This is a genomic window from Streptomyces sp. SudanB182_2057, from assembly GCF_964272715.1.
Taxonomy (GTDB): domain Bacteria; phylum Actinomycetota; class Actinomycetes; order Streptomycetales; family Streptomycetaceae; genus Streptomyces; species Streptomyces rubradiris.
The window spans coordinates 7,758,307-7,782,326 of the sequence record NZ_OZ186798.1 but is presented as its reverse complement, the minus strand read 5'-3'; the positions used below and the strand labels follow the sequence as shown (position 1 = coordinate 7,782,326).

27 protein-coding genes and 1 pseudogene are annotated in these 24,020 nt (G+C 72.6%); 15 read left to right on the top strand and 13 right to left on the bottom strand.

The genetic code is table 11. From position 1 onward, the window contains the following. The first annotated feature begins 67 nt into the window (after positions 1-67). Complete coding sequence (locus ACSURM_RS34600; protein WP_436959898.1) at positions 68-691, top strand: SRPBCC family protein; 624 nt, start codon at positions 68-70, stop codon at positions 689-691. A gap of 23 nt (positions 692-714) precedes the next feature. Here the strand turns inward: ACSURM_RS34600 and ACSURM_RS34595 are convergent, their stop codons facing one another. After that, entirely contained in the window at positions 715-1,611 is an 897-nt protein-coding gene (locus ACSURM_RS34595) for a phenylalanine 4-monooxygenase (RefSeq protein ID WP_436959897.1), read from the bottom strand. Between the two features lie 656 nt (positions 1,612-2,267). On the opposite strand from ACSURM_RS34595, the gene ACSURM_RS34590 reads away from it, so the two are divergent. Next, positions 2,268-3,347, top strand: coding sequence for a zinc-binding dehydrogenase (locus tag ACSURM_RS34590; protein WP_436959896.1), 1,080 nt, complete (start codon positions 2,268-2,270; stop codon positions 3,345-3,347). A gap of 34 nt (positions 3,348-3,381) precedes the next feature. Next, the gene (locus tag ACSURM_RS34585) at positions 3,382-3,801 is read left to right on the top strand and encodes a MerR family transcriptional regulator (protein WP_436961248.1); all 420 of its coding nucleotides are present in this window, start codon (positions 3,382-3,384) and stop codon (positions 3,799-3,801) included. A gap of 34 nt (positions 3,802-3,835) precedes the next feature. On the opposite strand, the gene ACSURM_RS34580 is transcribed toward ACSURM_RS34585, so the two are convergent. Next, a complete protein-coding gene (locus ACSURM_RS34580) occupies positions 3,836-5,056 on the bottom strand; it encodes an MFS transporter (protein ID WP_436959895.1) in 1,221 nt (406 codons plus the stop codon). 95 nt (positions 5,057-5,151) lie between these two features. Between ACSURM_RS34580 and ACSURM_RS34575 the strand changes: the two genes are divergently transcribed. Together ACSURM_RS34575 and ACSURM_RS34570 are read left to right on the top strand one after the other, a co-directional pair. Next, the gene (locus ACSURM_RS34575; protein ID WP_436959894.1) at positions 5,152-5,616 is read left to right on the top strand and encodes a winged helix-turn-helix transcriptional regulator; all 465 of its coding nucleotides are present in this window, start codon (positions 5,152-5,154) and stop codon (positions 5,614-5,616) included. A 167-nt stretch (positions 5,617-5,783) separates the two neighbouring features. After that, positions 5,784-6,428, top strand: coding sequence for a 2'-5' RNA ligase family protein (locus tag ACSURM_RS34570; RefSeq protein WP_436959893.1), 645 nt, complete (start codon positions 5,784-5,786; stop codon positions 6,426-6,428). A 556-nt stretch (positions 6,429-6,984) separates the two neighbouring features. Here ACSURM_RS34570 and ACSURM_RS34565 read toward each other — a convergent pair. Then, positions 6,985-7,365, bottom strand: a complete 381-nt coding sequence (locus ACSURM_RS34565; protein WP_436959892.1) for a hypothetical protein — start codon at positions 7,363-7,365, stop codon at positions 6,985-6,987. A gap of 195 nt (positions 7,366-7,560) precedes the next feature. Then, on the bottom strand, positions 7,561-7,917 hold the full coding sequence (locus ACSURM_RS34560) for a winged helix-turn-helix transcriptional regulator (protein ID WP_436959891.1): 357 nt from the start codon (positions 7,915-7,917) through the stop codon (positions 7,561-7,563). Positions 7,918-8,316: 399 nt separating this feature from the next. Between ACSURM_RS34560 and ACSURM_RS34555 the strand changes: the two genes are divergently transcribed. From ACSURM_RS34555 to ACSURM_RS34545, 3 genes are all read left to right on the top strand, one after another. Next, positions 8,317-8,979, top strand: coding sequence for a LysR family transcriptional regulator substrate-binding protein (locus ACSURM_RS34555; RefSeq protein WP_436959890.1), 663 nt, complete (start codon positions 8,317-8,319; stop codon positions 8,977-8,979). Positions 8,980-9,165: 186 nt separating this feature from the next. After that, complete coding sequence (locus ACSURM_RS34550) at positions 9,166-9,633, top strand: hypothetical protein (RefSeq protein ID WP_436959889.1); 468 nt, start codon at positions 9,166-9,168, stop codon at positions 9,631-9,633. A gap of 6 nt (positions 9,634-9,639) precedes the next feature. Continuing rightward, complete coding sequence (locus tag ACSURM_RS34545; RefSeq protein WP_436959888.1) at positions 9,640-9,930, top strand: hypothetical protein; 291 nt, start codon at positions 9,640-9,642, stop codon at positions 9,928-9,930. A gap of 455 nt (positions 9,931-10,385) precedes the next feature. On the opposite strand, the gene ACSURM_RS34540 is transcribed toward ACSURM_RS34545, so the two are convergent. The 3 genes and pseudogenes from ACSURM_RS34540 to ACSURM_RS34530 form a co-directional block, all read right to left on the bottom strand. Beyond that, positions 10,386-11,111, bottom strand: coding sequence for a hypothetical protein (locus tag ACSURM_RS34540; protein WP_436959887.1), 726 nt, complete (start codon positions 11,109-11,111; stop codon positions 10,386-10,388). A gap of 265 nt (positions 11,112-11,376) precedes the next feature. Continuing rightward, on the bottom strand, positions 11,377-11,511 hold the full coding sequence (locus tag ACSURM_RS34535; protein ID WP_436959886.1) for a hypothetical protein: 135 nt from the start codon (positions 11,509-11,511) through the stop codon (positions 11,377-11,379). A 202-nt stretch (positions 11,512-11,713) separates the two neighbouring features. After that, a pseudogene (locus ACSURM_RS34530) lies at positions 11,714-12,056 on the bottom strand (hypothetical protein); the annotation flags it as partial. A 318-nt stretch (positions 12,057-12,374) separates the two neighbouring features. On the opposite strand from ACSURM_RS34530, the gene ACSURM_RS34525 reads away from it, so the two are divergent. After that, on the top strand, positions 12,375-12,689 hold the full coding sequence (locus ACSURM_RS34525; RefSeq protein WP_436959885.1) for a hypothetical protein: 315 nt from the start codon (positions 12,375-12,377) through the stop codon (positions 12,687-12,689). Positions 12,690-12,730: 41 nt separating this feature from the next. Here ACSURM_RS34525 and ACSURM_RS34520 read toward each other — a convergent pair whose 3' ends face one another. Next, positions 12,731-13,081 (bottom strand): tetratricopeptide repeat protein, encoded by a 351-nt coding sequence (locus ACSURM_RS34520; RefSeq protein WP_436961279.1) that lies wholly within the window; start codon positions 13,079-13,081, stop codon positions 12,731-12,733. Between ACSURM_RS34520 and ACSURM_RS34515 the strand changes: the two genes are divergently transcribed. Further along, the gene (locus tag ACSURM_RS34515; RefSeq protein ID WP_436959884.1) at positions 13,065-13,931 is read left to right on the top strand and encodes an MBL fold metallo-hydrolase; all 867 of its coding nucleotides are present in this window, start codon (positions 13,065-13,067) and stop codon (positions 13,929-13,931) included. The genes ACSURM_RS34520 and ACSURM_RS34515 overlap by 17 nt on opposite strands. Before the next feature lie 64 nt (positions 13,932-13,995). Here the strand turns inward: ACSURM_RS34515 and ACSURM_RS34510 are convergent, their stop codons facing one another. Together ACSURM_RS34510 and ACSURM_RS34505 are read right to left on the bottom strand one after the other, a co-directional pair. Next, positions 13,996-14,796, bottom strand: coding sequence for a GNAT family N-acetyltransferase (locus tag ACSURM_RS34510; protein ID WP_436959883.1), 801 nt, complete (start codon positions 14,794-14,796; stop codon positions 13,996-13,998). Positions 14,797-15,488: 692 nt separating this feature from the next. Beyond that, a complete protein-coding gene (locus ACSURM_RS34505) occupies positions 15,489-16,235 on the bottom strand; it encodes a phosphotransferase family protein (RefSeq protein ID WP_436959882.1) in 747 nt (248 codons plus the stop codon). Between the two features lie 160 nt (positions 16,236-16,395). Between ACSURM_RS34505 and ACSURM_RS34500 the strand changes: the two genes are divergently transcribed. Further along, positions 16,396-16,926 carry a hypothetical protein gene (locus ACSURM_RS34500; RefSeq protein WP_436959881.1) on the top strand — a complete coding sequence of 177 codons (531 nt, stop codon included), beginning with the start codon at positions 16,396-16,398 and terminating at the stop codon, positions 16,924-16,926. Positions 16,927-17,070: 144 nt separating this feature from the next. Here ACSURM_RS34500 and ACSURM_RS34495 read toward each other — a convergent pair whose 3' ends face one another. Beyond that, the gene (locus ACSURM_RS34495; RefSeq protein WP_249459194.1) at positions 17,071-17,553 is read right to left on the bottom strand and encodes a cupin domain-containing protein; all 483 of its coding nucleotides are present in this window, start codon (positions 17,551-17,553) and stop codon (positions 17,071-17,073) included. Positions 17,554-17,838: 285 nt separating this feature from the next. On the opposite strand from ACSURM_RS34495, the gene ACSURM_RS34490 reads away from it, so the two are divergent. Continuing rightward, positions 17,839-18,600 carry an SDR family NAD(P)-dependent oxidoreductase gene (locus ACSURM_RS34490; RefSeq protein WP_436959880.1) on the top strand — a complete coding sequence of 254 codons (762 nt, stop codon included), beginning with the start codon at positions 17,839-17,841 and terminating at the stop codon, positions 18,598-18,600. Between the two features lie 334 nt (positions 18,601-18,934). On the opposite strand, the gene ACSURM_RS34485 is transcribed toward ACSURM_RS34490, so the two are convergent. After that, the gene (locus ACSURM_RS34485) at positions 18,935-20,158 is read right to left on the bottom strand and encodes a Cmx/CmrA family chloramphenicol efflux MFS transporter (RefSeq protein ID WP_436959879.1); all 1,224 of its coding nucleotides are present in this window, start codon (positions 20,156-20,158) and stop codon (positions 18,935-18,937) included. A gap of 140 nt (positions 20,159-20,298) precedes the next feature. Beyond that, complete coding sequence (locus ACSURM_RS34480; RefSeq protein ID WP_436961247.1) at positions 20,299-21,234, bottom strand: helix-turn-helix domain-containing protein; 936 nt, start codon at positions 21,232-21,234, stop codon at positions 20,299-20,301. A gap of 634 nt (positions 21,235-21,868) precedes the next feature. Here ACSURM_RS34480 and ACSURM_RS34475 point away from each other — a divergent pair. From ACSURM_RS34475 to ACSURM_RS34465, 3 genes are all read left to right on the top strand, one after another. Next, positions 21,869-22,840: an alpha/beta hydrolase gene (locus tag ACSURM_RS34475; RefSeq protein ID WP_436959878.1), complete on the top strand. Its 972-nt coding sequence runs from the start codon at positions 21,869-21,871 to the stop codon at positions 22,838-22,840. Between the two features lie 63 nt (positions 22,841-22,903). Continuing rightward, positions 22,904-23,314 carry a RidA family protein gene (locus ACSURM_RS34470; protein WP_436959877.1) on the top strand — a complete coding sequence of 137 codons (411 nt, stop codon included), beginning with the start codon at positions 22,904-22,906 and terminating at the stop codon, positions 23,312-23,314. Between the two features lie 50 nt (positions 23,315-23,364). Continuing rightward, positions 23,365-23,943: a TetR/AcrR family transcriptional regulator gene (locus ACSURM_RS34465; protein WP_436959876.1), complete on the top strand. Its 579-nt coding sequence runs from the start codon at positions 23,365-23,367 to the stop codon at positions 23,941-23,943. Positions 23,944-24,020: the final 77 nt, after the last annotated feature.

Sequence of the window (24,020 nt, the reverse complement as noted above, 5' to 3'; positions counted from 1 at the left end):
CGGCAGCAGCGGCGGTCAGCGAACCGCTTCGGTAGATTCCCGGAACCGAACCCGCCAAGGAGCGACCATGACCGCGTCCCGCAGCACCGGCGTCCGCGCCGTCTTACGCGTCCTCCCGCTCGTCGCCGGCCTCCTCGCGGCCGCCGTCGCACCGGCCGGAGCCGTCTCACCCGGCAGCCCGGCCGGGCCCCTCACCTGCGAGGGGAAGGGTGTCGATCCCCACGCACAGGTCCGCTACCGGACCGAGACCCTGATCCACGCGCCGTTGCGCACGGTGTGGCGGCTCCAGACCGATGTGGAGCGCTGGCCCTCCTGGCAGCCGTCCGTGACGACCGCGGAACGTCTCGGCCACGGTCCCCTCCGGGCGGGCTCGGCGTTCCGCTGGACCGTCCCGGTACCGCCCAACCCGGCCACGCCCGCCACCGAGTTGGAGATCACCTCCACGGTCGGGCAGCTGCGCCACCACTCCTGCCTCCGCTGGACGGGCCCCGCGGTCGGCGAGGACCTGCGCATCGACGGCGTCCACGTGTGGGACTTCACCGCGACCGAGGACGGTGTCCGGGTCCGCACCGAGGAGACGCATTCCGGGCCCCAGGTCGACGCGGACGTCCCCACCGCGAGCGAGTTGCTGCGCCGGAGTCTGGAGGCGTGGCTGCGCGATCTGAGGACCGCCGCCGAGGCCCGTGGCTGAACCCGCCGGGCGGGCCCGCCCGCTCAGCGGCCGACGGTGGTGCCCGCCGCGCCCGGGGCCGGCCGCCGGCCCGGTGCGCCGTCGTCGTCCAGGTCCTCCAGGAAGCCGGCCAGGACATCGGCCACCTCGTCCAGGGTGCGGGCGCTGAAGAGCACCGGCTGGTAGCCGCGGATGTCGTAGGGGGTGGCGAGCATGGCGCCGATGTCCAGCGGCCGGACGTCGGCCGCGTGCAGCCGGCCGATCTCGCCGTAGGAGGACAGCAGGGCAGCGCCGTACGCCTTGGGGGTCCCGCCCTCGTCGAGGACGCCGTACTCCAGGGTGAACCAGTACACGTCGCTGATCATCTGGAGCACGTCCGCGCGCTCCACCCGCATCGCCGCCTTCCCGATCAGGCGGTAGATCCGGGCGAACGCGGGCGAGGCGAGGTGGATCCCGTGGCCGAAGACGTCGTGGATGACGTCGGGTTCGGGGGTGAACAGCGGTACGGCGGGGTGCCGGACGAACTGCACCGCGTGGAAGTAGCCGTCCGCCATCGATCCCAGGAACCGTTTGTTCTCGACGACTCCCCCGGCGAGGGTGAAGTCGAACCCCGTCGACCGCCGCAGGCGGGCACCGACCTCGGCGTGCTGCGGGATGTGGTCCGCGGGGACCGGGGCGTGCTCCCTGGCGTCGAGGGCGGCACGGCACGCGTGCTCGCCCTGGGCCGCCCACAGCGCCCGGTGGACGGTGCGCCAGGTTCTCTCCTCGTCCTCGGTGTAGTCCACGGGCGGGGACGGGTCGCCCACCCGGTGGCCGCGGGCCCGCGCGGCGATCTCCCCGCGCCGGAGCAGATAGTCCGGATCGCTCAGGCCGGGATGCTCGCCGGCCTCGCCCAGTCGGCCGTCGGCCGCGACGGGCGTTCGCACCTGGATGCCGCTCATGAACCGATCGTTCCTTCCCGGTCCTGGTCGGTCGGGCGGTACTCGTGGCAGCGGATGCGTGTTCCGGCCGGCGTCGCGGCGGCGGACGGCACGGCGCCGGGCGGGCGGTCCGGGTGTGGACCTGCGCGGTCACCCCGGGTGCCGCCTGAGGCGTCTCGGTGCGCGTGGCCGCCTCTCACGGCGGCCGGGGCCCCGAGGGCCCGGGCCGGCCGGCGACGAGTCCCCCGGACCGACTGTTCAGCTAGCTCACTCGTTCGAGTGCATGGAGCATGACGCACGCCTTCCCTGGACAGTCTCCTCTCAGCACGACCGATCGGCCACCGGCGCCGTGCGGCGTCACGCGGTGGTGGCCCTGCCGTCACCGCGGGTGTACGCCGACGGGGAGGTCGGCACCGGGGGCGGGCCGCTCGGCGCCTCCCGCCCGTGTCCGGCACCAACCCCGGCTCGCCGCCGTACTCTCCCGGTCCAGCGCCGCAGGCCGGGCGGCCGGGTCACCGCTCGGGGCGGTCTTGCCTTTGACGTGCGGGTCAGGGTTTAGCGTGTGCGCGCTCGACCGGCCGGAGCCACCGTGTCCCGGCCGCCGGACGCGTCGGCATGCCGCCCGGCGACGTCCCGCCCCTCCCCCGTCGCCGCGCCACTCCCCCAGGAGGTCACCCATGACGTCGGTCCCCCAGCGGATCAGCCGCGAGGTACGGCTCGCCGCTCTGCCCGCGGGGCTGCCCACGCCCGCCGACTTCACCCTCGCCGAAGTCCCGGTGGGGACTCCGGCAGCCGGACAAGTTCTCGTGCGCAACCGGTGGTTCCTGGTCTACGGCGGACTGCGCACCCTGCTCGGCGGGGCGGCGAAGGACACTCCGATGCCCACGCCGCGCCCCGGGGACACCCTGAGCGGGCCGGCCGTCGGCGAGGTGGTCCTCGCTCCGCCGGGCAGCCCGCTGCGCCCGGGCGACACGGTGACGCACCCGCTCGGCTGGCGTGAGTACGCCCTCGTACCCGAGGCGGAGTGCGCGAGGACCGATCCGGCACTGCCCGACCCGGTCGCCCAGCTCGCCTCCGGCTCCGCGGCGTACGGAGCGCTGACCCGGGTCGCCGGTGTGCGCGAGGGAGATGTCGTCCTGGTCACCGGGGCCGCCGGCGGGGTGGGTTCGCTGGCGGGGCAGATCGCCCGGCTGCTGGGCGCCTCCCGGGTGATCGGCACCACCGGATCGCCCGGGAAGGCCGGGCGTCTCGTCGCCGAGCTGGGCTACGACGCGGTACTGACCGCCGGTTCCTGGCGCGAGGGGCGCGGCTCGGGGAACTCCCGGGAGGCGTACCGGGCCTTCGCCGGTCAGCTCGCCGAGGCCGCGCCGGACGGCATCGACGTACTCCTCGACACCGTGGGCGGCCCGCAGCTCACCGCGGCGGTGGACGCCGCCCGGCAGGGCGCCCGGTTCGCCCTGGTCGGGGCGTTGTCCGGGCAGTTGGCGGCGGAGGGCTCCGGCGCCGCCGCCCCGACCGGGATCGACGTTTACCGACTGATCGTCAAGGGGGTGACCATGCGCGGGTACCTCGACGCCGACCATCCCGGTGTGCGGGCGGAGTGGACCGCGCGGTTCGCCGACTGGCTGCGGTCCGGCCGGATCCGGCTCCCCCTCACCCGGGTCTCGGGCATCGATCGTGCTCCATGGGCGTTGCGGGAACTGATCGAGGGCAAGCGATTCGGCACGGTCGTCGTGGAGTTGCCGGACCATGGCTGACGGCCGCTGCCACGGACGGCGGGAGGTACGCACCGTGCGGATCGGCGACGCGGCGGCGGCCGTGGGGACGACACCCAGGGCGCTGCGTTTCTACGAACAACGCGGCCTGCTGCCGCCACCGCCGCGCACGAGGTCGGGACAGCGGGACTACGGCCCCTGGGAACTCGCCGTGCTCCGCGTCATCCGGGAGCTGCTCGCTCTCGGGCTCACCGTCGAGGACCTGCGGGGCGTGGCCGGCCGGCTCCCCCTGCTCGCCGTCCACCCGGCGCCGCGGTGCGGGACCGCGGCGGCGGACCGGGGCGGGCCGGGAGTCGTGGGGGAGGCGGTGGTGGAGCGGCGGATCGCCGCGCTGGACACGGAGATCGAGCGGCTCACCCGGCTGCGGGACGGGCTGCGGGCGGGCCTGTCCGCACAGCGCGGCGGTGACCGGCCACGGCGCTCGCCCGCCGGGTGAGGCGGGCGGTCGTCGAGAAGCCGCGGCGGCGGAATCACGGCGTGCGGGTCGTCGCCCACAGCAGCAGGGCCGCGCAACTGAAGGCCGTTCCCAGGGCGGTCACCCCGGGCCATCCCGCCGCCGCGTACGCCAGTGAGGAGCCGGTGGCGCCGAGGGCGCTGCCGGCCGAGTAGAAGATCATGTAGCCGCCGATGATCCTGCTTCCCGCGTCCGGGCGCACCGCGTGGATGAGGGTCTGGTTGGTGACGTGCACGGCCTGGACGGCGAAGTCCAGCAGGGCCGTCCCGAGGGCGAGCGCCCACAGCGACTGCCGGGTGAAGGCCAGCGGGAGCCACGACAGGGCGAGCAGGACCAGCGCGGTGCCGGTGGTCCGCCCCGCGAGCCCGCGGTCGTTCCAGCGGCCGGCGATGCCCGCGGCCAGCGCGCCGGCCGCTCCGGCGAGCCCGAACGCGCCGATCGCGGTGTGCGACAGCGACCACGGGGGGCTGCTGAGGGGCTGGACGACGCTGCTCCACAGGGTGCTGAAGGCGGCGAAGACGAGGAGCGCCAGCGCCCCGCGCACCCGGAGCAGGCGGTTGTGTGCGAACAGGGTGACGGTGGACGCGAGCAGGCGCCGGTACGGGAGCCGGTCCGCCATCGGCGGACCGGCCGGCAGGGCGCGGCGCAGCAGCACGGCGAGGGTGGCGGTGACGGCGGCCGAGAAGAGGTAGACGGACCGCCAGCCGGCCAGGTCGGCCAGGACGCCCGCCACCGTGCGGGCCAGCAGGATGCCGGTGATCACCCCGCTGGTGACCGCTCCGACGACCCGTCCCCGGAAGGCCGGAGCGGCGAGGTGGGCCGCCGCGGCGACCATCGTCTGGGTGACGACCGCGAGCGCGCCGACCATCACCAGGCCGGCGAGCAGCACGGCGGTCCCGGGCGCCAGGGCGACCGCCAGCAGGGCGGCGGCGAGCAGGCCGAGCTGAAGCGTGATCAGCTTGCGGCGGTCGGCCAGGTCGCCGAGCGGGACGAGCAGGGACAGGCCCGCCGCGTAGCCGACTTGGGTGACGGTGACGATCGCGCCGAGCAGGCCGGAGCCGAGCGAGAACCGCTCGCCGAGGGTGACCAGCAGCGGCTGGGCGAAGTAGACGTTGGCCACCGCGCTGCCGCAGGCGATGGCGAAGAGCAGGACCAGGCGCGCGGGCGGCGGTCCGGTCGGCGCGAGCGCGGTGTTGCGGGCCGTCCGTCCGCTCGTCGCGCAGCGGTCACTCGGCATACGGCACCCTCCCCAGGCGGTTGCAAGTTGCTACCTGCCGGACTCTAGGGGGCACTGGTAGCATGTTGCAACCAGCAATGAAGGAGGGGAGCCCGATGGTCGCCCGCACCCGGCTCGACGCCGATCCCTGCCCCGTCGCCCGGTCGATCGACGCCATCGGCGACTGGTGGTCGCTGCTGATCGTGCGTGACGCCTTCGACGGCAGCCGCCGCTTCGGCCAGTTCCAGCGCAGCCTGGGCATCGCCAAGAACATCCTCACCACCCGGCTGCGCGCGCTGGAGCGGGCCGGGGTGATGGAGACCGTGCCGGCCTCCGACGGCGGCCCCTACCAGGAGTACGTGCTCACGGAGAAGGGCCGCGCCCTCTTCCCCGTGATCGTCGCGCTGCGCCAGTGGGGCGAGTCCCACTGCTTCGCCCCCGGGGAAGCGCACTCGCGGCTCCTCGACCGGCGCGACCGGCGCCCGCTGAGCCCGCTGGAGATCCGCTCCGGCGACGGACGCCCGATCGGCCCGGAGGAGACGGTCGTCGAGAAGCTCGACCCCGCCGACGGCACCCGTTAGCGGACCGGCTTCACCCGCGAGGCGGGTTGCACCGGCCGGCCGGCGGGCGTTCCCTGAACGTACCGGCGGTACGGCGGAACCACGGCTGCGCGACCCGGCCGTCCCGAGACCGCGCAGGGCCCCGGGCACGGCCTCGGGCGCGGACGAGCGAAGGGCGTGTGACGGCGGTGCGAGACGCAGGGGACACGGAGGCCGACGGTCCCGCGGCCTTCGAGGGTGCCGGGCCGCCGGACGTGCTCGCGGTGGCGTCGACGCCCCGCACGGCGGTGGCGTGGCTGCCGCCGCGATGGCTCTGGCCGCCGGTTCAGGACATCCGCTGGGAGCACGATCCGCAGGTACGGCGGTGGCCGCCGCATGTGAACGTGCTGTTCGGGTTCGTGCCGGAGGAGGAGTTCGCGCGGGCCGTGCCGCTGCTCGGCGCCGCGGCGGCGCACATCCCGGCCTTCACGGCACGGCTGTCCGGTGTGCGCTTCTTCCGGCATCGGCACTACGCCACGGTCTGGCTCGATCCGGCCGCCGCCGATCCGGCCCCGTGGGCACGCCTGTACCGGGAGCTGGAGCCGCGGTTCCCGCTGTGTCGCGGGCGTGGCGGGCGGTTCACCCCGCATCTGTCGCTCGGCCGCACCCGGGACCCCGGGCGCCTGGCCGCCGAGTGCGCCGTGCGGCTCGGTGCGCTGTCGGCGGCGGTGGAGGAGGTGGTCGTCCTGTCGCGGCGCGGCGAGGGTCCCATGCGGCCCCGGGCCGTGATCACGCTGGGCACGGGTGAGGTCCGATGGCCGGCGGAGGATGTGGACTGCCCTGGGTACGACTGAGGGTGCGGACGCGCGGACGGCCGGGACCGGGCGTCCGGCCGCGGCGCGGACGGCGGGCGTGAGTCCGTGGGCCCGTGGGCTCGCCGGTGGTCGGGGGCCGGACGACACGGACGGCGGGCGTGAGTCCGTAGGCCCATGGGCTCGCCGGTGGCCGGGCGGCGCGGACGGCCGGGACCGGGCGTCCGGCCACGGCACGGACGGCGGGCGTGAGTCCGTGGGCCCGTGGGCTCGCCGGTGATCGGGCGCCGGGCGGCGCGGGCGGTCGTGACGGGGGCGACCGCCGTCGGCTCGGGGCTCCGGACCGGCGCGGGGTTCACCGCGCGGACGCAGGCCACCACACGGTCGTCCCGTGCGGGGCCGACGACCGGCGCGGTGCTGTCGGCCGGTACCGGCCGGCAGCACCGCATCGGCGGGCACTTCGCCCCCCCGGCACGGTCCGGTGCTGATCGGCCACGCCGGCTCCTCCCCCGCCTCCCGCGGGTCTTCCGGGCCGGTCGCGCGGCCGCGTGGCCGAGGGGCCACGGGGGGTGGGACGGGAGGGCCGGTGCCGGCTCGGTCAGTTCAGCGGCGCGGGGGCCGGTGTGCCGTAAAAGGTGGCCGTCGGCCAGCCCCGGGAAGCCAGGAGGTCATTGATCGCGTCGGCGATCTCCTGCGGGGTGACGGAGTAGGCCGCCGGCGTCTCGGCGTTGACGATGCTGAACTTGATCCACAGCTCGGAGGGCGTGTCCGGGCCGATGTGCCGCTGCGACCGGCCGTCGAAGAGCGTCCCCTCGGGGAAGTTGGCCGCCGTGCTCGCCGACTCGGCCTGAGCGGCCTGGGCTGCCTGAGCGGGCTGGGCCGCCTGGGCCGGCGACGCCGAGGCCGTACCGGCGATCACCGCGCCGGCGGCGGCCGTCCCCGAGTACCCGATCAGGGACCGCCTCGAAATGCTGCTCATAACTCCCCCTGCTTTCCCCGGCCGTCGGGTGTTTCCCGAGGCCACCGCTTGATCGTAAACGCATGCGACGACGGCGGGGGCAGAATGACGCCGTCCGTTTCGCGGCGTCCCGGGCGCGGGTGCGGGTTCGGGCGCGACCGGTCGTAGCCGCTCACTCCTGACCGGCCGAGTGCACGCGTCCACCGCGGCCGGCGGTCAGGCGGAGGCGTCCCGTCGGGCCGTGCCCCACTCCCACATGCCGCGCACCACCGGTTCCAGTGCGCGGCCGAGGCCCGTCAGCTCGTAGCGGACCCGGGGCGGCCAGCCGGGGATCCGGTGGCGTTCGATGACGCCCACCCTGGTCAGCTGGGCCAGCCGGTCCGAGAGGACCTTGTCCGAGAGGACCTTGTCCGAGAGGGCGGGCAGGGCGGCGGACAGCTCCGTGTAGGTGGCCCGGTCACGGCGCAGGAAATCACGGAGCACCAGCGGGGTCCACCGGCCGCCCAGGGCGGCGAGGGTGATGTCGACGGGGCAGCGCGGCTCGTCACCGGGCGGCACGAGGGCGTCGTCCACCTACTGATCCGCCGCAACCCCACCAGCGACGAACTCGCCTTCCACCTTTGCTGGACCCCACGACGAGTGCCACTGCCAGAGCTGGTGCACGCTTGAGAGCCCTCACGCTCGGCCTGGTCGCAGCCATGGGCTCCGTGCTGGGAATTGCCGGGGCATGGGTCGATGCGGGAGTAGCAGTACGCAACACCGTCCTACTCACAGGACTGGCGCTGTGCTCGATCTGGTTGCCGCCCGCTGGCGCGGCCTGGACGCCTCCTGTGCTCGTGCCGGTCGTGATGTGGTTGGTCGGCACCAAACCGCACGGGGCTGCCGAACAGTGGGCAGTCCTTCTGCAACCCAGCACCGCCGCGTACACCTGGGTCACCACCGCAGTCCTGGCCACGGCTGGTGTGTGTGGATATGTCTACTGCGGGTCCCGGGACTGACCAGTACGCCGCAGTCCCGCGGCCGGGGCGCTGCACCGCCCCGGCCAGGTCGACCAGGTTCGCCGGCGCGAGGAACTGGCGGACCTGGTCGCCGCCGACACTCCGCTCGGAACCGAGCAGGCCGGCGCCCGGTTGGGGGTACGCAGATCGAGTTCGATCCGAGTTGCTGCGGGGTCGGCCGGTGGTGTGCGTCCGGCCGGACAGCCCGCTTGCTTCCTGCCCGGTGGTGACGGTGGAGGACCTGGTCACCGAGCCGTTGATCGCGGTGCGCACCGGGTATGTGATGCACCGATACGTGCACCGGCTGCTGGACGGACGGTCGCGCCGCGTCCTTCGCGTACTCGACCGACGGTGCCGAGATGGGCAAGCTGAGGTCGCCGAGGGTCTGGGGGTGACGGTGCTGCCGGACTTCAGCGTGTGCGGGGAACCGCTGGAGCGGCAGGGCCTGATCACGTTCCGGCCGATCGCCGCGGATGCGACGGGGGTGCTGCTAATGCTGCAGCGCCGCAAGACGCAGTCGGAGCCACAGGCGGCCCGGGACCCGCACGAGATGTTCGTGCGCACGGCCCGGAAGCTGGGCGGCAGGCTCACCGGCGCCTGTTCTCAACCAGTCGCCTCCGGACCTTCGCCGCACTGATCGCGTCGCGAGCGGAGGGACTCGCTCCCGAATCGGTCAATAGCGGCCGAGTCGCGGCATCGCACCGGCTGGCGGAACAGATCCGATCTTGGTTGACCGTCATGCGACCCCGACGGCAAGATGATTCCGGCTTTCCCGCGTCAACTGACCAAGGCGCCGGAGCTTCTGACCTTCATTGGGGGAAACATGCGTATGCTCATCCGTCGACGCCGCACCGCGGCCGCCACCGTGATCGCCGCCGTGTGCGTGCTCGGTGCCGCGACCTCGCCCTCGCAGGCGGCAACCAACCCCAATCCTATCGACTGGACCGTCTACTCGACGCACATCGGCCCTGACGGAGAGGACGTTCCGCTGCGCGTCGGCCAGAAGGACGCCGGCGGGATCGACGGGTTCGGAAAGCGCCACATCGAGTCCGGTCATGCCGACCAGATCTCGAGCTGGTCGAACATGAAACAGGACATCGACAAGACGTTGGACCGAGGGAAATGCGCGACCAGTGGTAGTAAGATCACTTGCAAGCTGGACAGCCACACCTTCCGGAACCCCAACGCGAGTGGCATGAAGGTGGTGTTCACGGAGCGAGTCGACTCGCGCTCAAAGGACCACCGCCCCGTCGGTGTCATTACGGCGTACTACTACAATTGCGGGTGCTAGGCACTGATGACGAAGATCACAGAGTATGGGGCGTACCTCGAAGAATTCCACGTCGAGGTCGTTGAAGGGCTGGGATCGGCACTTGCCGAGCACGCCGCCACTCTGATTGATCTCTCGTACTCGGAGGACGATCACGGGGTCTGGGCAGAGGCCGTCGTGGACCTCCCCGGCCGAGAGGCCCCTTGGGTCCGTCGCCGACTGATCATCCCGACGGAGGGCCCCGACAAGGACGCCTGGCTGGCGGGAACCATCTTCTCTTCGGCCCTCGCTGAGGACTTGGACAAACGGCGCGCCTGACGTCCACTGAGGACAAGGGTCTCCGCCCCGCGAGGTGGAGACCCTTTTGGTCTACGAGGGGCGCTCCCCCACGGCTGTGGCGTTGGGGAGCGCCAAGAACTCCGAATGGTCCGGTCGAAGGTGCCCTTCGGGGAGCCGGTCGCCTCGACGACCGGCTCGCCGCCGCTCACGCGGAGCGAGGGTATCCGCAGGCCAGGAACGACCGAGCCGGTGCTTCTCGTGAATCCGCCCAAAGCACCGGGTGGCGGGGGAATCCGGGTCCGCCCGGCGGCCAGCACGTCGATCGCCGGTCCAAGGGCCGCCAGCACCAACGTCGAACACCGGCACCGGACAGGCTCCGCGGGCCGGCGCACTCGTCGCGTCCGCTCCGCTGCGCCGTTCCGGGCCACCGCCGACAGTGCAGGAAAGCCTGGTGGACCACCGACACGGCGGCGGACCACCAGGAAGCACCGAGCCTAGTGACCGACGCTGATCGCCCATCGGACAGTGGACGGCGCGGTCACGCTCACCGTTCCCTGCCCGCGGGTCTTCTCCAGGTCCATCTGGTTGTAGGTGCTGCTGACTTCCCCGGCCACACACTTCAGCGGGAAGCTCAACCCGACCGGTTTGACCTCGACAGTCAGCTCGCCTTTGCCCTTGCAGTTCACCAGAACCGCGAGGGGACCGCTCTTGAGGCCGCCTTTCACCTCCAACTCCCGGTTGCCGCTGGCATTCACAGCCTGTGCGACGACTTCGCCGTCCGGCAGGACCGGTGCCTTGGTCACGGCTTCACCAGGAATGTGCTCGGCACGGTCAGGGGCTGGTGTATGCGCCAATGAGGAGGAGGGGGGAACAGGCCCCTTGCGGCTGGCGTCGGGCGCGTCGCTGTCATCGCCACTGCAGCCAACGGCGAGAACGGCTACGGCGGCCAGCGCGGTCGCGGCTGCGAGGGGGTTCAGCTTTCCCACAGATACCAGCCTACGCGGTAAGGGGAGTAGCTGGTCACGGTCTGTTCCGGCGTTGTGGTGCAGTTGCCGCGCAGCCAGTAGCTCTTGCCTGTGTAACGCGGTGCGTTCGTCATTCTTGGCCGTGGCCATCCGGATCGTCCAGTCAGCGTCCGGTGCCCCGAACCACGCGCGGTCGAAGTCCAGGATCCCGGTGATCACCGGCTCGGCGGCAGTCCGGTCAAGCAGGCAGTTCACGGTCCACAGGTCCCCGGTCAGCAGCCCGGCTCGGTGACCTCATCCAGCCCGGCCCGAAACGCGGCCCCCGCACATCGTGCACGGCCCGGGCAATCTTCCCCAGCTGCCGGAAGAACGCCGACCACATGCTCCGCGGGTACGCCCCCAGATGCTCGGGGGCCGGAACACCGTCCAGCTGGGTCTGGATCATCCAGTCCCGGCCGATCACCTGCCCCGTCCAGTCGGCGGCGATCACCTTCGGCATCAGGTGCGTGATCGGGGCCAGTCACGGCTGGCAGGCGAACTCGTTCCGCATCAGATGCCGCTCACTGCGGAACTGCCGCCGCTCCTCCGGAGCCACCCGCAAGACCACCAGACGATCCCGGCCCGCCAGTCTCAGCCGGTAGACGTTGTTGTACATCCCCGACCCCAGCTCCTCGGCGGACACAACCGGGGCATCGGGGCCGAACGCGCGACGACACATTGCCTGGATTCCGTCAGCGGACACCGACTGCTGGAACGCTTGCTCGCCGCGCTCGATAGTCCGGTACCGGTGAAGGTCGGCGGACGGAGCTCCTTCTTCCGCGCGCTGCCGGCGGGGCCGGGAAATGGATGCAGCAGGGTCAGGTCGGGTTCAGCGGGGTGATGCCGGTGCCCGCGTACAGCCCGGGTTCCCGTGTCAGGTCGAGGACGCGGACCGGCTCACCGATCCACCGGTCGGGGGCGGTGGTGGCGATGATCGCTCCGTCCGGGCGGTCCTGGGTCGGCTGGGCCCGCGTACTGGCAGTGCGCCGCTGCCCAGGTTTCGTGCCGGGCTACGGCCAGAGCGGCCGGGAGGTCCAGGTCGAGCACGGTGATGCCCGGCAGCACGGCCAGGTGCTCCGCCGGGCGCGGTCGGGCACGGTCGGCTTCGACGAGCGCGCACGCGGGGGCGTACAGGCACCAGCCGGCCTGGGTGTGGGCACGTGCCCACATCGCATCCGCGGCCCGGTCCTCCAGGACGCACACGCGCACCAGGTCCTGCGTACGCCGCTCCAGTCCGGCGGCCACCAGCGAGAAGACGCCGGGCCGGGCGGCGCCCTCCGGGACGGCCCGCAGCAGTACCTCGCGGATCGACGTTGGGACTACCGTCCACCGCATGCCGGTGGAAATAAGGACGCGGGCGGCACGGCCGCGCCGCAGGATCGTCCAAGGTTTCCTCAAGCCGCCCCCAGCATGGTGGCACGTGACGGGCCGGACACATCCGGAACCCGACGAACGAGTCTCCGCCGATTAGGAGTCACCATGCGTCTTCGTCACGCCATCGCGGGCAGCGTCTTCACGGCAGCAGTCGTCCTCGGAGCCGTTCCGGCAGCCCAGGCCGCGCCGGCCGGCGAGTCCGGGGCGGCGGCCCCCACTTGCCGCACGTCCTGGTCCGACACCAACACCTACGCGGCGCAGTGCTCCGGCGCCCCGAGCACGAAGTTCTACGCCTGGGCCGAGTGCAACAACGGCGCCATCACCTTCGGTCAGACGAAGTACGCCAACGGGTCGCAGTCGTACGCCTACTGCGCGGGCAAGGGCGGATTCTCCGGCTACGGCGGTTGGGTGGTGTTGTGATCCAGGTGCCCGGCCTGCATCGACGACATTCGGCCGGGTGGTCAGTCGGTCATTGAAGCCCACTTGTCCTCGAGGATGTCGGCCTCCTTCGCACGGTGCTGCACGCGGAAGAGGTCGGCCGCCCGCCTCCACTGGTCCCGGGCCCGGTCGGGCCGACCGAGCGCCAGGTGGACGTCGCCGAGTTCGGCAGGGGTGTTCGCCTCCTCGTAGAGGTTGCCGAGGGCGTAGAAGAGGACGCGGGCGCCCTCGTAGTGGGCCAGAGCTTCATCGCACTGGCCTGTAGCACCAACGACTGTCCGGAAAGTAGTCCGAACAGGTAGGCGCGAGCCGTCGCCCTCGGCTCGACCCGGCGGAACCGGCCGACGATCCTCGAACATGGCCTGGTCGAACATCGCCCGCCAACGGACTGCATGCGGTTCCCTGCGGGAGATTCCACCGCCGCGCGACGAGTCCTCCGGGGCGAGTGCCGTGGACCGGGCACGGCCCCTCGTCTGCCATTGCCTGCTCATCGAGACGGACGCGGACGGGCTGATCCTGGTGGAGACCGGTCTCGGCACCTCGGATCTCCCGGACCCGGTACGGTCGTTGGGGGCGGACTGGGTGGCGTACGCGCGGCCCGCGCTGAACCCGGAGGAGACCGCGCTGCGCCAGGTCGTACGGCTCGGGTACGCGGCGGCGGACGTGCGGCACATCGTGCTCACCCACCTGCACCGCGACCACACGGGCGGGCTGCCGGACTTCCCCCACGCGCGCGTACACGTGCACCCCGGCGAGTACCGGGCCGTCGGCGACCCCGCGGCGGCACACCACCGGCACAGCCTGGACCGCTTCATGCCGGCGCACCGGGCGCACGGTCCGCTGCTGACACCCGCGCCGGTGACGGAGCACGCGGAGTGGTTCGGTTTCCCGGGCGTGGCCCGACCGGTGGGGCTGTCGTGCGAACTGCTGCTGGTGCCGCTGCCCGGTCACTCGGCGGGACACGCGGGGGTGGCCGTGCGCGACGGCGACGGACGGTGGCTGCTGCACGCGGGGGACGCGTACATGTACCACGGGGAACTCGACGCCGACCCGCCGTTCGCCCACCCCGTCCTGGAACCCGTGCAGCACGGCGCGCAGACCGATGCGGCGGCGCGCGTCGCGACCCGGGACCGCCTCCGTTGCCTCAAGCGCGCCCACGCCGACGAGGTCACGGTCTTCAGCGCGCACGATCCCTGGGAGTTCGCCCGCCTCGCCGCCCGGTGAGGGACGGCGGTCGGACCGGCGTACGGGGCAGGACGGCAGCGGGGCCGGAAGCCGCTGCCGGAAGTCACTGCTTGAGGCTGTAGAAACCCATCGGCGAGTTGGGGCGGAAGCCGATCTTGGGGTACACCGGTGCCCCCGCCGCCGTCGCGTGCAGGGTGGCGCGGGTCAGGCCGGTGGCGCGGCCACCCTCGTACAGGGCCTTGCGCGTCACCGCCTCGCCGTAGCCCCGACGTTCCCACTCCGGCGCCGTGGCGACGAGCACGACGAACAGCCGCCCGTCGGCCTCCACCGTCGCCGCGCAGGTCACGGGGACGCCCTCGCGCAGGCCGAGGTAGGCGTGCACCTGGTTCTTCCACAGAGTGGATCCGAGGAGCCCGTCACGGCCGTCCTCCAGCGGGAAGCCGTAGGCCCGCGAGTTCAGGTCGGCGTACGCCCGGAGGTGGTCGTCGGTGGTCACGCGGACGAACGTCAGTTCCGGGTGGGTCGGTTCGGGGAGGGGAAGCAGGTCTCCGGCCATGCCGGTGCCGGGGAAGGCGTACTCCAGCCCCGCCTTCTCCGTCTCCGCCCGGACCTGGGCGCGGGCCTCGTCGCCGAGGAGGTCCTCGAAGAGCCACAGGAACCCGGGGTGCCGCTTCGCGCGCATGATGTCCGCCGCCTGGCGCAGGCGTTCCCCGACCAGCGCGGGGTCCGCGTCGACCTCGGTCAGCGTGACGCAGTTCCAGAAGGCGAACCGGGAGTCGGCCCAGCGGACGGCGATGCCCGGCAGGTCGCGCACGTCGGCGGCCGGATCACGGTCGAGCACCATGGCGCGCCAGACCAGGGCGAGTTGCTCCATCGATTCGATCGACTCCGTACGGTCCGTCATCCGGGCTCCTCGGGTGGTGGAGTTGAACGTCAAGCCCACCCAGTAATACGCCACTTGGCCGTGTATGTCGCGCGCCCGGGCCTCGGCTGCGCCATGCGGCGCGGACGGGTGAGGCGGGGAACGCCGGGCAGCGCGCGCATCGTACGGCGGCTGGTGACCAGCGCCGGGCAGGCCGCGTCCCCGGGGAGCGGCGGTCGAACCTGCTCGGCGTCCGCCGCGTCGCCACCATCAACGCGCCGTTGACCGCGAGGAGTTGCCGGTAAAGGGCGGTGCGGGCGGTGACGCCGTAGGGGGTGCGGTCGCCGGTGACTCCGAACAGCCGCGGGAAGGTCTCCAGCACGGCGGCGGGGGCCGCGGCCGGCCCGGTCGGCGCGAAAGCGCGCAGGCGGGCGGAGAACACGGGTGCGCCGGCGGGGTTCCGGGCGGCGACGCGGCGGGCCACGTCCCGGGCCGGCGAGGTCTTGCCGACACCGGCGACGCCTTCCGGCACCACGGCCCGGCGGGGCAACCGGTCGCAGGCGCGGACGCGGGCGGCCGCCTCGGCTTCCCCGGGGGCCGTGCGCAGCGCCTGCCGCCACAGGGCGGCGGTCGCTTCGTCACCGCCGACGAGGGCCCGTACGACGGCCGGCCGCAGGTCGGGGTCCGGTCTGCGGCGGTCCGGCAGGAGGCAGTCGCCGTTGGGCCGCGCAGCCTCACATCCGGGACCTCAGCACGTCGACCTCACAGCCCGGTGCGAAGGGGTCGAAGCCGTGCTCGATCAGCCAGCGAACCGCCAGCAGGCTTCGCAACGACCACCACGCGTGGATCACATCAAGGTCGATGTCGGTGCCATAGCCGGTGACGACGTCGTCAAGGTGCTCCTCATGTCCGAGCGTGAAGGCGGCGAGGTCGTACAAGGCATCGCCCTGGCCCGCCTCGGACCAGTCGATGATGCCCGTGACCTCGTCGCCGTCGACGAAGACGTGCGCGATCTGCAGGTCGCCGTGCGTGAACGCCGGAGTCCACGGCCGCAGCGCGGCCTCGGCGACCTGGCGGTTGCGGGCGACCAGGTCCGCGGGCAGGACGCCGTTCGTCACGAGCGCCTCGCACTCGTCGGCGAGTTCCTTCGTCAACTGCTCGACGCTCCGCCCGGCCCGGCCGGGCCAGGGCGGCAGCGGCGCGTCGTGCAGCTTCCGGATCGCGGCGCCCGCCGCGGTCCACGCCGCCGGCGTCCCGGTCGACGGCTTACCGAGGCGCCCGAGCGTCGTCCCCGGAAGTGCGGCGAGCGCGAGCACGGGGGGCTTGCGCCACAGAACCTCCGGGGTCGGGATCGGCGCCAGTGACATCGCCTCGACTTCGACGTCGATGCGCGCCTGATCGGCATCCACCTTCAGGAACACATCACCGGCGCGCAGAGTCGCGCGCTCGCGATGGGCGACGACCACTTCGACCTCATTCATGGGCCACCAGTATCCCGGGGACCGTCGTCGCCGTCGCCGGGTCTGTCACGTGCGACCACGCGCCTGACCGCGTCCCGCTGCCCAGCGGTCTCCCGGATGACACCGACCGCTGGCCAGGTCACAGGACCGGTACGCTTGTCGGCAGCCCTAAAGTGGTGGAGTGAGTGACGACGAGCAGATACTGGCGCTGTTCCATGACCTTGATCAGCTGCCCGGCCCACACCACCTGGAGTTCCCGGACACATTCGACCATGCCGCCGCCGAGGCGCGGGCGATCCAACTGCGGAACCGATTGAGCGATGACCTTGGGCATCCGTGTCGACTCGAAGACCAAATCCAGGACGCCAGCTACTACTTCAGGGTCAACGTCCCGGAACAGGCGACCCAAGCCGGTATTCCACTCGGCGTCCGTCTGAGCAATTACGGCGACCTCGCGGTCGTGACCACCCCGTCGCCCGACAGCCACGAGGACCTGGACCATGCCGTCCGCGAGGGCGTGGTCTCCGTTGCCGAGCGTGACCGGATCGTTTCGGCGCTCTCCGCGCTCGGCTACAGACTGGTCCCGCAGCGCCTGCTCCACCGGCGCTACACCGGAGTGACCTGGCTCGGACAGGACGGTTTCGCCTACGGCAGCTACGGGCCACATCAGGGCCTCGCCACTTGGTGGACCCGTTTCTTCGAGTATCTCTGAGCGCCGGGCTCCACGCCCTTGGGGGCGATGCGGGTGCCGGACGCCTCGCCCGCGTGGCCGTCGGCGCAGGTCCTCGTCTTACCTCTTGTCGCCGTGCGGCTCGGCGGGCCGTCGGCGGCGCGCCCCGGCCGTCACCGACGGGCGTCAGACGTACTCCGCCCGGTAGCGGGCCACGATGCTCTGGGCCTTCGCGACATCGGCCGCGTACTGCGCCGCCTCGGGGGCGGGCATGCCCTCCTCGGCGGGGACACCCAGCTCGGTGAAGAAGCGTTCGAAACCGGCGGGCGTGAAGATGATGAGCATCTTGCAGGGCTCGTCGCCGACGTTCTTGAAGGCGTGGACCTTGCCCCTGGGCACGAAGACGAACGCGCCGGCCCCGACGATCTGCTTCCGCTTCTCGTTGGAGATCTCCAGCTCGCCCTCGATGAGGTAGAAGGCCTCGTCGCTGTCGTGGTGGATGTGGAGCGGCGGTCCTCCACCCGGCGGCACCATGGCCTCGATCAGGCCGAGCGAGCCGTTCGTGTTCTCCTTGTCCGCCTTGATCGTGTAGTGATCCCCGAACACCCAGCGTGCCGGCCCGGCCTTCGGCGGGATGTGGACGATGCCCTCGAATTCCTCGAAGCTCAAGGTTTTCCCTTCTCCGCGGGTGTACGCGTGCTCGCTCAACTCCACAGGGCGGCGGGCCCCGTAGGCATCACGTGTTCACGTGGTCTCGCGGCGGCTTCCGTCACCTTCCCGGCGACCGGCAGGGCGGCTGACCGGCGGGGCGGCCGTTTCGCGCGGGCCGGCTTCGCCGGGCGCGAAAACCAGGTGAATACGTGATGGCGCGGGCGGCGGTTGCGCCCATCGTGGTGCGTGCGCGGCGCGTGCGACGTGCGCGTGCACGCAGGTAGCGACGATGGGATGAGAGACATGACTGATCGCTTCACCGGCAAGGTGGCGCTCGTCACCGGTGGCGGTTCCGGGATCGGCCGCGCCACCGCCGTGGCCTTCGCCCGCGAGGGTGCCACCGTGCTGGTCGCCGGCCGCACCCCCGACCGGCTGGTCGAGACGGTCGAGCTGATCGAGAAGGACGGCGGCGAGGCGAGCTGGGCGACCGCCGACATCGCCGTCGAGGCGGATGTGGAAGCGCTGGTCAGGACGGTCGTGGAACGGCACGGCGGCCTGGACATCGCGGTCAACAACGCCGGGTACCTGCCCGAACCGGCCGGGCTCGCCGAGCTCGCCGAGGACGTCTTCGAGCAGACGCTGCGGATCAACCTGCTGGGGACCTGGCGGTCGATGAAGCACGAGATCCGCCACATGCGGGCGCACGGCGGCGGTGTCATCGTCAACGTGGGCTCCGTGGTCGGCGCACACCTGACCATCCCGGGGGCCGGCGCCTACGGGGCGAGCAAGGCGGCGATCGCGGCGCTCGGGCGGAGCGCGGCGCGTGAGTACGCCGCCGACGGGATCAGGGTGAACACGCTCAGCCCGTCCTCGATGGACACTCCCATGTCACTGCTGGAGAACGAGACGCCGGAGGAGCGTGTGGAGCGCGCCAAGGGCATGTTCCCGCTCGGCCGGATCGGTTCCCTGGAGGAGGGCGCGGCGGCGGTGCTGTACCTGGCCTCGCCGGAGTCGGGCTTCGCCCTCGGCCACGACCTGGTGATCGACGGCGGCATCACGGCCTGACCGCCGCCGGGAAGTTTCCGGGCATGACCGTGCCCCGGTCCGTCGGCGGGGGAGGCAACGGGCCGGGGCACGGCGCTTTTCCGATGCACCCGCTGTCAGGTCAAGTGACTCGGCTGACAGAGGGTGTTGGGCGGGGGAAGGGGTCGCGGCTGCGGAGTCCGGAGGCTCCGCGCGCCGCGGGTTGCGAGGACTGTGCGCTCCGGAGGGCGCCGGCTTCCCGGGCGGGGGCGCATGGGCCTGGGCTTGGGGCGCGACGGCCGGGCTTTCGGCCGCGTGGGCCGGGGGCCGAGGGCCGAGCCCCGGTGCGTACGGGAGCCGCGGCCGTCGTCCCGGGTCACACGGGGGTTTCGGTCCGCTCCTGGCCCTGGCGCGTGCCGCCACCCGCGACCACACTGCCCTTGACCGGGCCGGAGCGGTACTGGAGGTGTCCTGCCCACAGGGTCCCGAGAAGACCGGCGGCGGCGAGCCCGGCTCCTACCCAGGCCACCGAGGCGAAGCCGAACCCGGCGTTGATGGTCATGCCGCCGAGGGCCGGCGCGAGCGTGTTGCCGACGTTGAACGCCGAGGTGTTGGTGGCGCCGACCAGGGTCGGTGCGCCGGGCGCGACGACGAAGACCCGGGACTGAAGGATCGGGTTGGTGACGTACCCCGCCATACCGAGGACGAAGACCAGGACGACGGTGACGACGGTGTTCTCCGCCAGGACCGCGAGCAGCGCCGAGGTCACGGCGAGGACGCCGGTGCCGAGCGCCAGCGTGCGGATCGGGTACGCCTCCGCGGTCCTGCCGCCGATGACCATGCCGAGCAGGCCGCCGACGCCGAACAGCGCCAGCAGGACGGGCACCCAGCCGTCGGCCAGCCCGGTGACGTCGGTGAGCAGGGAGGCGAGGTAGCTGAAGGTGACGATGACGGCGCCGAAGGAGAACGCCGTCACCGCGTACGACAGCCACAGCTGCGGCCGGGCCATCGCCCGCAGTTCGGCGCGGACGGTACGCGTCTCCTCCGCGGACCCCCGCCCGCCGGGAATGGCGAACACCGAGCAGGCCAGGCTGATGAGGGTGAGCAGGGCCACGCCCCAGAAGGCCGCGCGCCATCCGGCGAACTGGCTGAGCACCGTGCCCGCGGGGACGCCGATGATGGTGGCGAGGGTGAGTCCGCTGGCGACGACCGCGACCGCCTTGCCCTTGGCGTTGGCCGGGACGAGCGCGACGGCGGTGGCCACGGCGACGCCCCAGAAGCCCGCGTAGGCGAGGGCGCTGATGACACGCGTGGCGAACAGGACTCCGTAGCCCGGGGCGAGGGCGCCGACGATGTGAGCGGCGATGAAGGCGGCCTGCAGGGCGACCAGGGCCGTGCGGCGGGGCCACTTGAGCGTGGCGACCGCGAGGAGCGGCGCCCCGACGACCATGCCGATGGCGAACGCCGAGATCAGCAACCCGGCATCGGGGATGGAGACATCCAGGTCATCCGCCAGATTGGGGAGCAGCCCGGAGAGCATGAACTCCGAAGTGCCTTGGGTGAAGATTCCCAAGCCGAGGATGTAGACGGCAAGGGGCATGGAATGCCTCCAAATGCGGGGATGCGGACCGGTGTTGCGTCCGGCCAAGAGCGGAAGGGCGTCCTCGGGAGCGACGCTAGCACATTTCGGAGCGACTGCTTCAAAACTAAGGAACGATGAGACGCCCCCGAAGTGGCGGCTCAGTTACGCCAGTTGCCGGGAGCGTTCAGCCGCCACAGCAGCAGTGCCGTGTAGGCCCGCTGCCGTTGCGCGGGGTCGCTCAGCGACATGCCCAGGGCCCGTTCGGCCCGCGCCACCCGGTGGGCGACGGAACTGTGGTGCAGGCACAGGAGTTTGGCGGCCTCGCGCAGTGACCGGGTGCGGCAGACGGTCTCCAGGGTGTCCAGCAGTTGCGCCCCGTCCGGCTCGGCTTCGAGGCGGGCGAGCGCCGCCACGTCCGGGTGCGCGAGCGCCGCGGCCCGGGGGATGTCGGCCAGGAGGGCCTCGGCCCCGAGTTCCGCCGTGTCCGCCAGCCGCGGCCAGGTCGGGCCCAGGCCCGCGAACCGCGCGGCGCGCCGGGCCTCGGCCCACGACTCCGGCAGCCGCTCGGGGGCGACCGCCGGGCCCAGTCCGACGGCCACGCCACAGGGCACCGTGGCCGGGCGCCGGCCGGCACCGGCCGCGGGCAGCAGCAGGACACCGACCGTGGGCCACAGCGCCGCCTGGGGCGCCGGACCGCCCGCCCGTGTCGGCGGCGCGAGCAGACCCGCGGCACAGGCGCGCAACGCCTCCGGCAGGGCGGCGGGTTCGGAGACGACCACGGCGGCGGCCCGCATCGGACCGGCCAGGGCAAGCCCGAGCAGGTACAGCGCGCGGGACCGCTGGGCCTCGGGCATCGCGGACGACAGCACCGCCTGGACGAGCGCCGGGTCCCCGAGTCCGCCCGGCCGCCACAGGTCGTCGTCCGGCCCGGCACCGGCCGGACCACCGGACACCGGCCTCGCCTCGGCACCGGTCGCCCAGTCCCATGCGGCGTCGGTCCCCCAGTCCCATGCGGGATCCGCGACGTCCCATGCGGCATCGCCGGCCCGATCGGACAGCGGACCGGTCGCCAGGCCCCCCGCCAGGCCCCACATGGCGTGCACGGGAGCCCCCTTGTGGAGCGCGGCGGACAGCCCGGCGGAGAGCCCCGCAGGCGGCCCGGCGGAAAACCCCGCAGACGGCCCCGCAGGCGGCTCGGCAGACGGCTCGGCAGGCGAGCCCAGCGGACCACACCGACCGGCAGCGGAACCCGTAGGACGACCGTGGCCGGAAACGGGCCCCGCCGGACACCCCTGACCGGAAGCGGGCTCCGCGGGGACCGCCGGGTCCGCAAGGTTCACGGAGTCCGCAGAGTCCACGGAGTCCGCAGGGACCACGAAGTCCGCAGGGTCCGCCGGACAACCGTGCCCGGCAGACGGCCCCAGCCCACAACTCCGGCCGGCGGCGGGGTCCGAGGCCGCGCAGGGGCCTGACCGCGGGCCTTGCCCGGAGGACGTGGCGGAGCCCGGCAGCGAGTTCCGGCCAGATCGAGCCGCGGAGCGCCCGGCGGACGGCTGCGATGGGTTCGGCATCGGTTCGTACACCCGCGCAGGCTAGTTCCGGGTACGCGCCGGCACCCTCCCCCGCGGGACACTCCGTCAGGTCGGCACACCAATCGGCGGTCCGGGTGCCCCAAGTCGCGACAGATGTCGGCGGCGGACTCCTTCGCCCGCAGGACACGATGACCCCATGAGTGACGCCACCAGCAAAGACGCCACGCCCGCCCCCACCCGTATGACGCTCCGGGCCGATCTGGCTCCGCTCGTCGGGGAGATCCCCTACCTCGACGTCGCCCAGCCGGACGTCGCCCGCCGCACCCTCAAGGACCTCGAGGCCCAGTGGGAGCCGGCCGACACGAGCGCCCTCACGGTCACCGAGCGGCTCATCCCCGGTCCCGAGGGGGCGCCTGACGTCACCGTACGGATCTACACCCCCAAGACGACCGGTCCGCACGGCGGCCTGCTGTGGATCCATGGCGGCGGCTTCGTGATGGGCAGCCTGGAGACCGAGCACAACCAGTGCGTGTGGTTCGCCTCGCGGGCGAACGTCGTCGTGGTGAGCGTCGAGTACCGGCTGGCGCCCGAGAACCCCTTCCCGGCGGGCGCGGAGGACTGCTACGCGGCCCTGCGGTGGCTCGCCGCCCACACCGGCGAGCTGGGGGTGGACCCCGCACGCCTCGGTGTCGCGGGTTGCAGCGCGGGTGGTGCCCTCGCCGCCTCCGTCGCCCTGATGGCACGCGACCGCAAGGGCCCCGAGCTCGCCCTCCAGCTGCTCACCTACCCGGTGACCGACGACCGCATGGACACTCCGTCCGCGCGGAGCTTCCACGACACCCCCGTCTGGTCCACGCCCCAGTCCGAGTCGATGTGGCGCCACTACCTCGGCGAAGGGCACGAGCGGCGGGAGACCTCGCCGTACGCGGCGCCGAACCGCGCCGACGACCTCGGCGGGCTCCCCGCCGCGCACATCGTGACGGCCCAGTACGACCCGCTGCGCGACGAGGGAATCCGTTACGGCCTGCGGCTGATGGAGGCGGACGTCCCGGTCACGCTCCACCAGTGGGCCGGCGCCTTCCACATCTTCGACTCCTTCGGCACCGAGTCCGGTCAGCGGTCGATCGACGAGCAAGTGCTCGCCGTGCGGGAGGCGTTGGGCGGCTGACGGATCCGCCTAGACTCGCCTTCCGTCAGTCACCCCGTTTTCCTCGCTCCAAGGAGGAGCCCCATGTCCGACGCATCCGGTGCCCCGCAGCGCGTCCGCGTCACCGCCGATCCCGACTGGTACGCCCCCGCCGGGATCGCGCTCGGCATTCGCGTCGGGGACTTCGTGTTCACCTCGGGGCAAGGGCCCATCGACGAGCACGGCGCGACGGTCGGCAAGGGCGACTTCGAGGCCCAGGCCCGGCAGGCGCTGGCCAACCTCGCCCTCGTTCTGAAGAACGCCGGTTCCGGTCTCGACCAGGTCGTCAAGGCGACCGTGTTCGTCACCGACATCGCCCGGGACCAGGACGCCTTCGCGCGGCTCAGGGCCGAGTACTTCGTCCCGCACACGTTCGCCGAGTCCTTCGTGCAGGTCGCCTCGCTCGCCGATCCCGACTGGCTGATCGAGATCGAGGCCGTCGCGGTCGCCGGCTGATCCGGCCCCGAGTTTCCGTGCGCTCGCTCCAAAATACGTAGAATGCGGGTATGGCCAGGCCAAGGAAGTTCGACGAGACGCACGCCCTCACCGCCGCCATGGAAACCTTCTGGCGGCGGGGGTACGAGGCCACCTCGACCCGGAACCTCTCCGACTCGACCGGCCTCGGCCAGTCGAGCCTGTACAACACCTTCGGTGACAAGCGGGAGTTGTACCTGCGGGCCCTGCGCCACTACTACGAGACGCACACCGCCGAGCAGACCGCGCTCCTTGACCGGCCCGGCCCGGTCAGGGAGCGGCTGCGGGACCTGATGGTCCATGCCGTCGAAACCGACCTGGCGGACCCCGAGGCCTCCGGGTGCTTCACCATCAACGCGTCGGTGGAGAAAGCCGATTCGGACGACGAGGTCCGCGACGAGGTCCGCCGGCACTTCGCCACGGTGGAGCAGGCGCTGGCCGAGACCATCGCGCGGGGGCAGCGTTCCGGGGAGATCTCCTCCGAGCGCGGCGCCGGGGCGCTCGCCCGCCAGATCCTCAGCACGTACTACGGACTGCGCGTACTCGCCCGCATCCAGAAGGACAGGGACGCGTTGCTCGACATCGTGGAGAGCACCGTCTCCGCCCTCTGACCGGCGCCCACGCCAAAGCGGCCGTGCGGCTGGGGCATATGAGAGAGCCCCCTTCGCGCCCGTGTGCACGGGCGGGA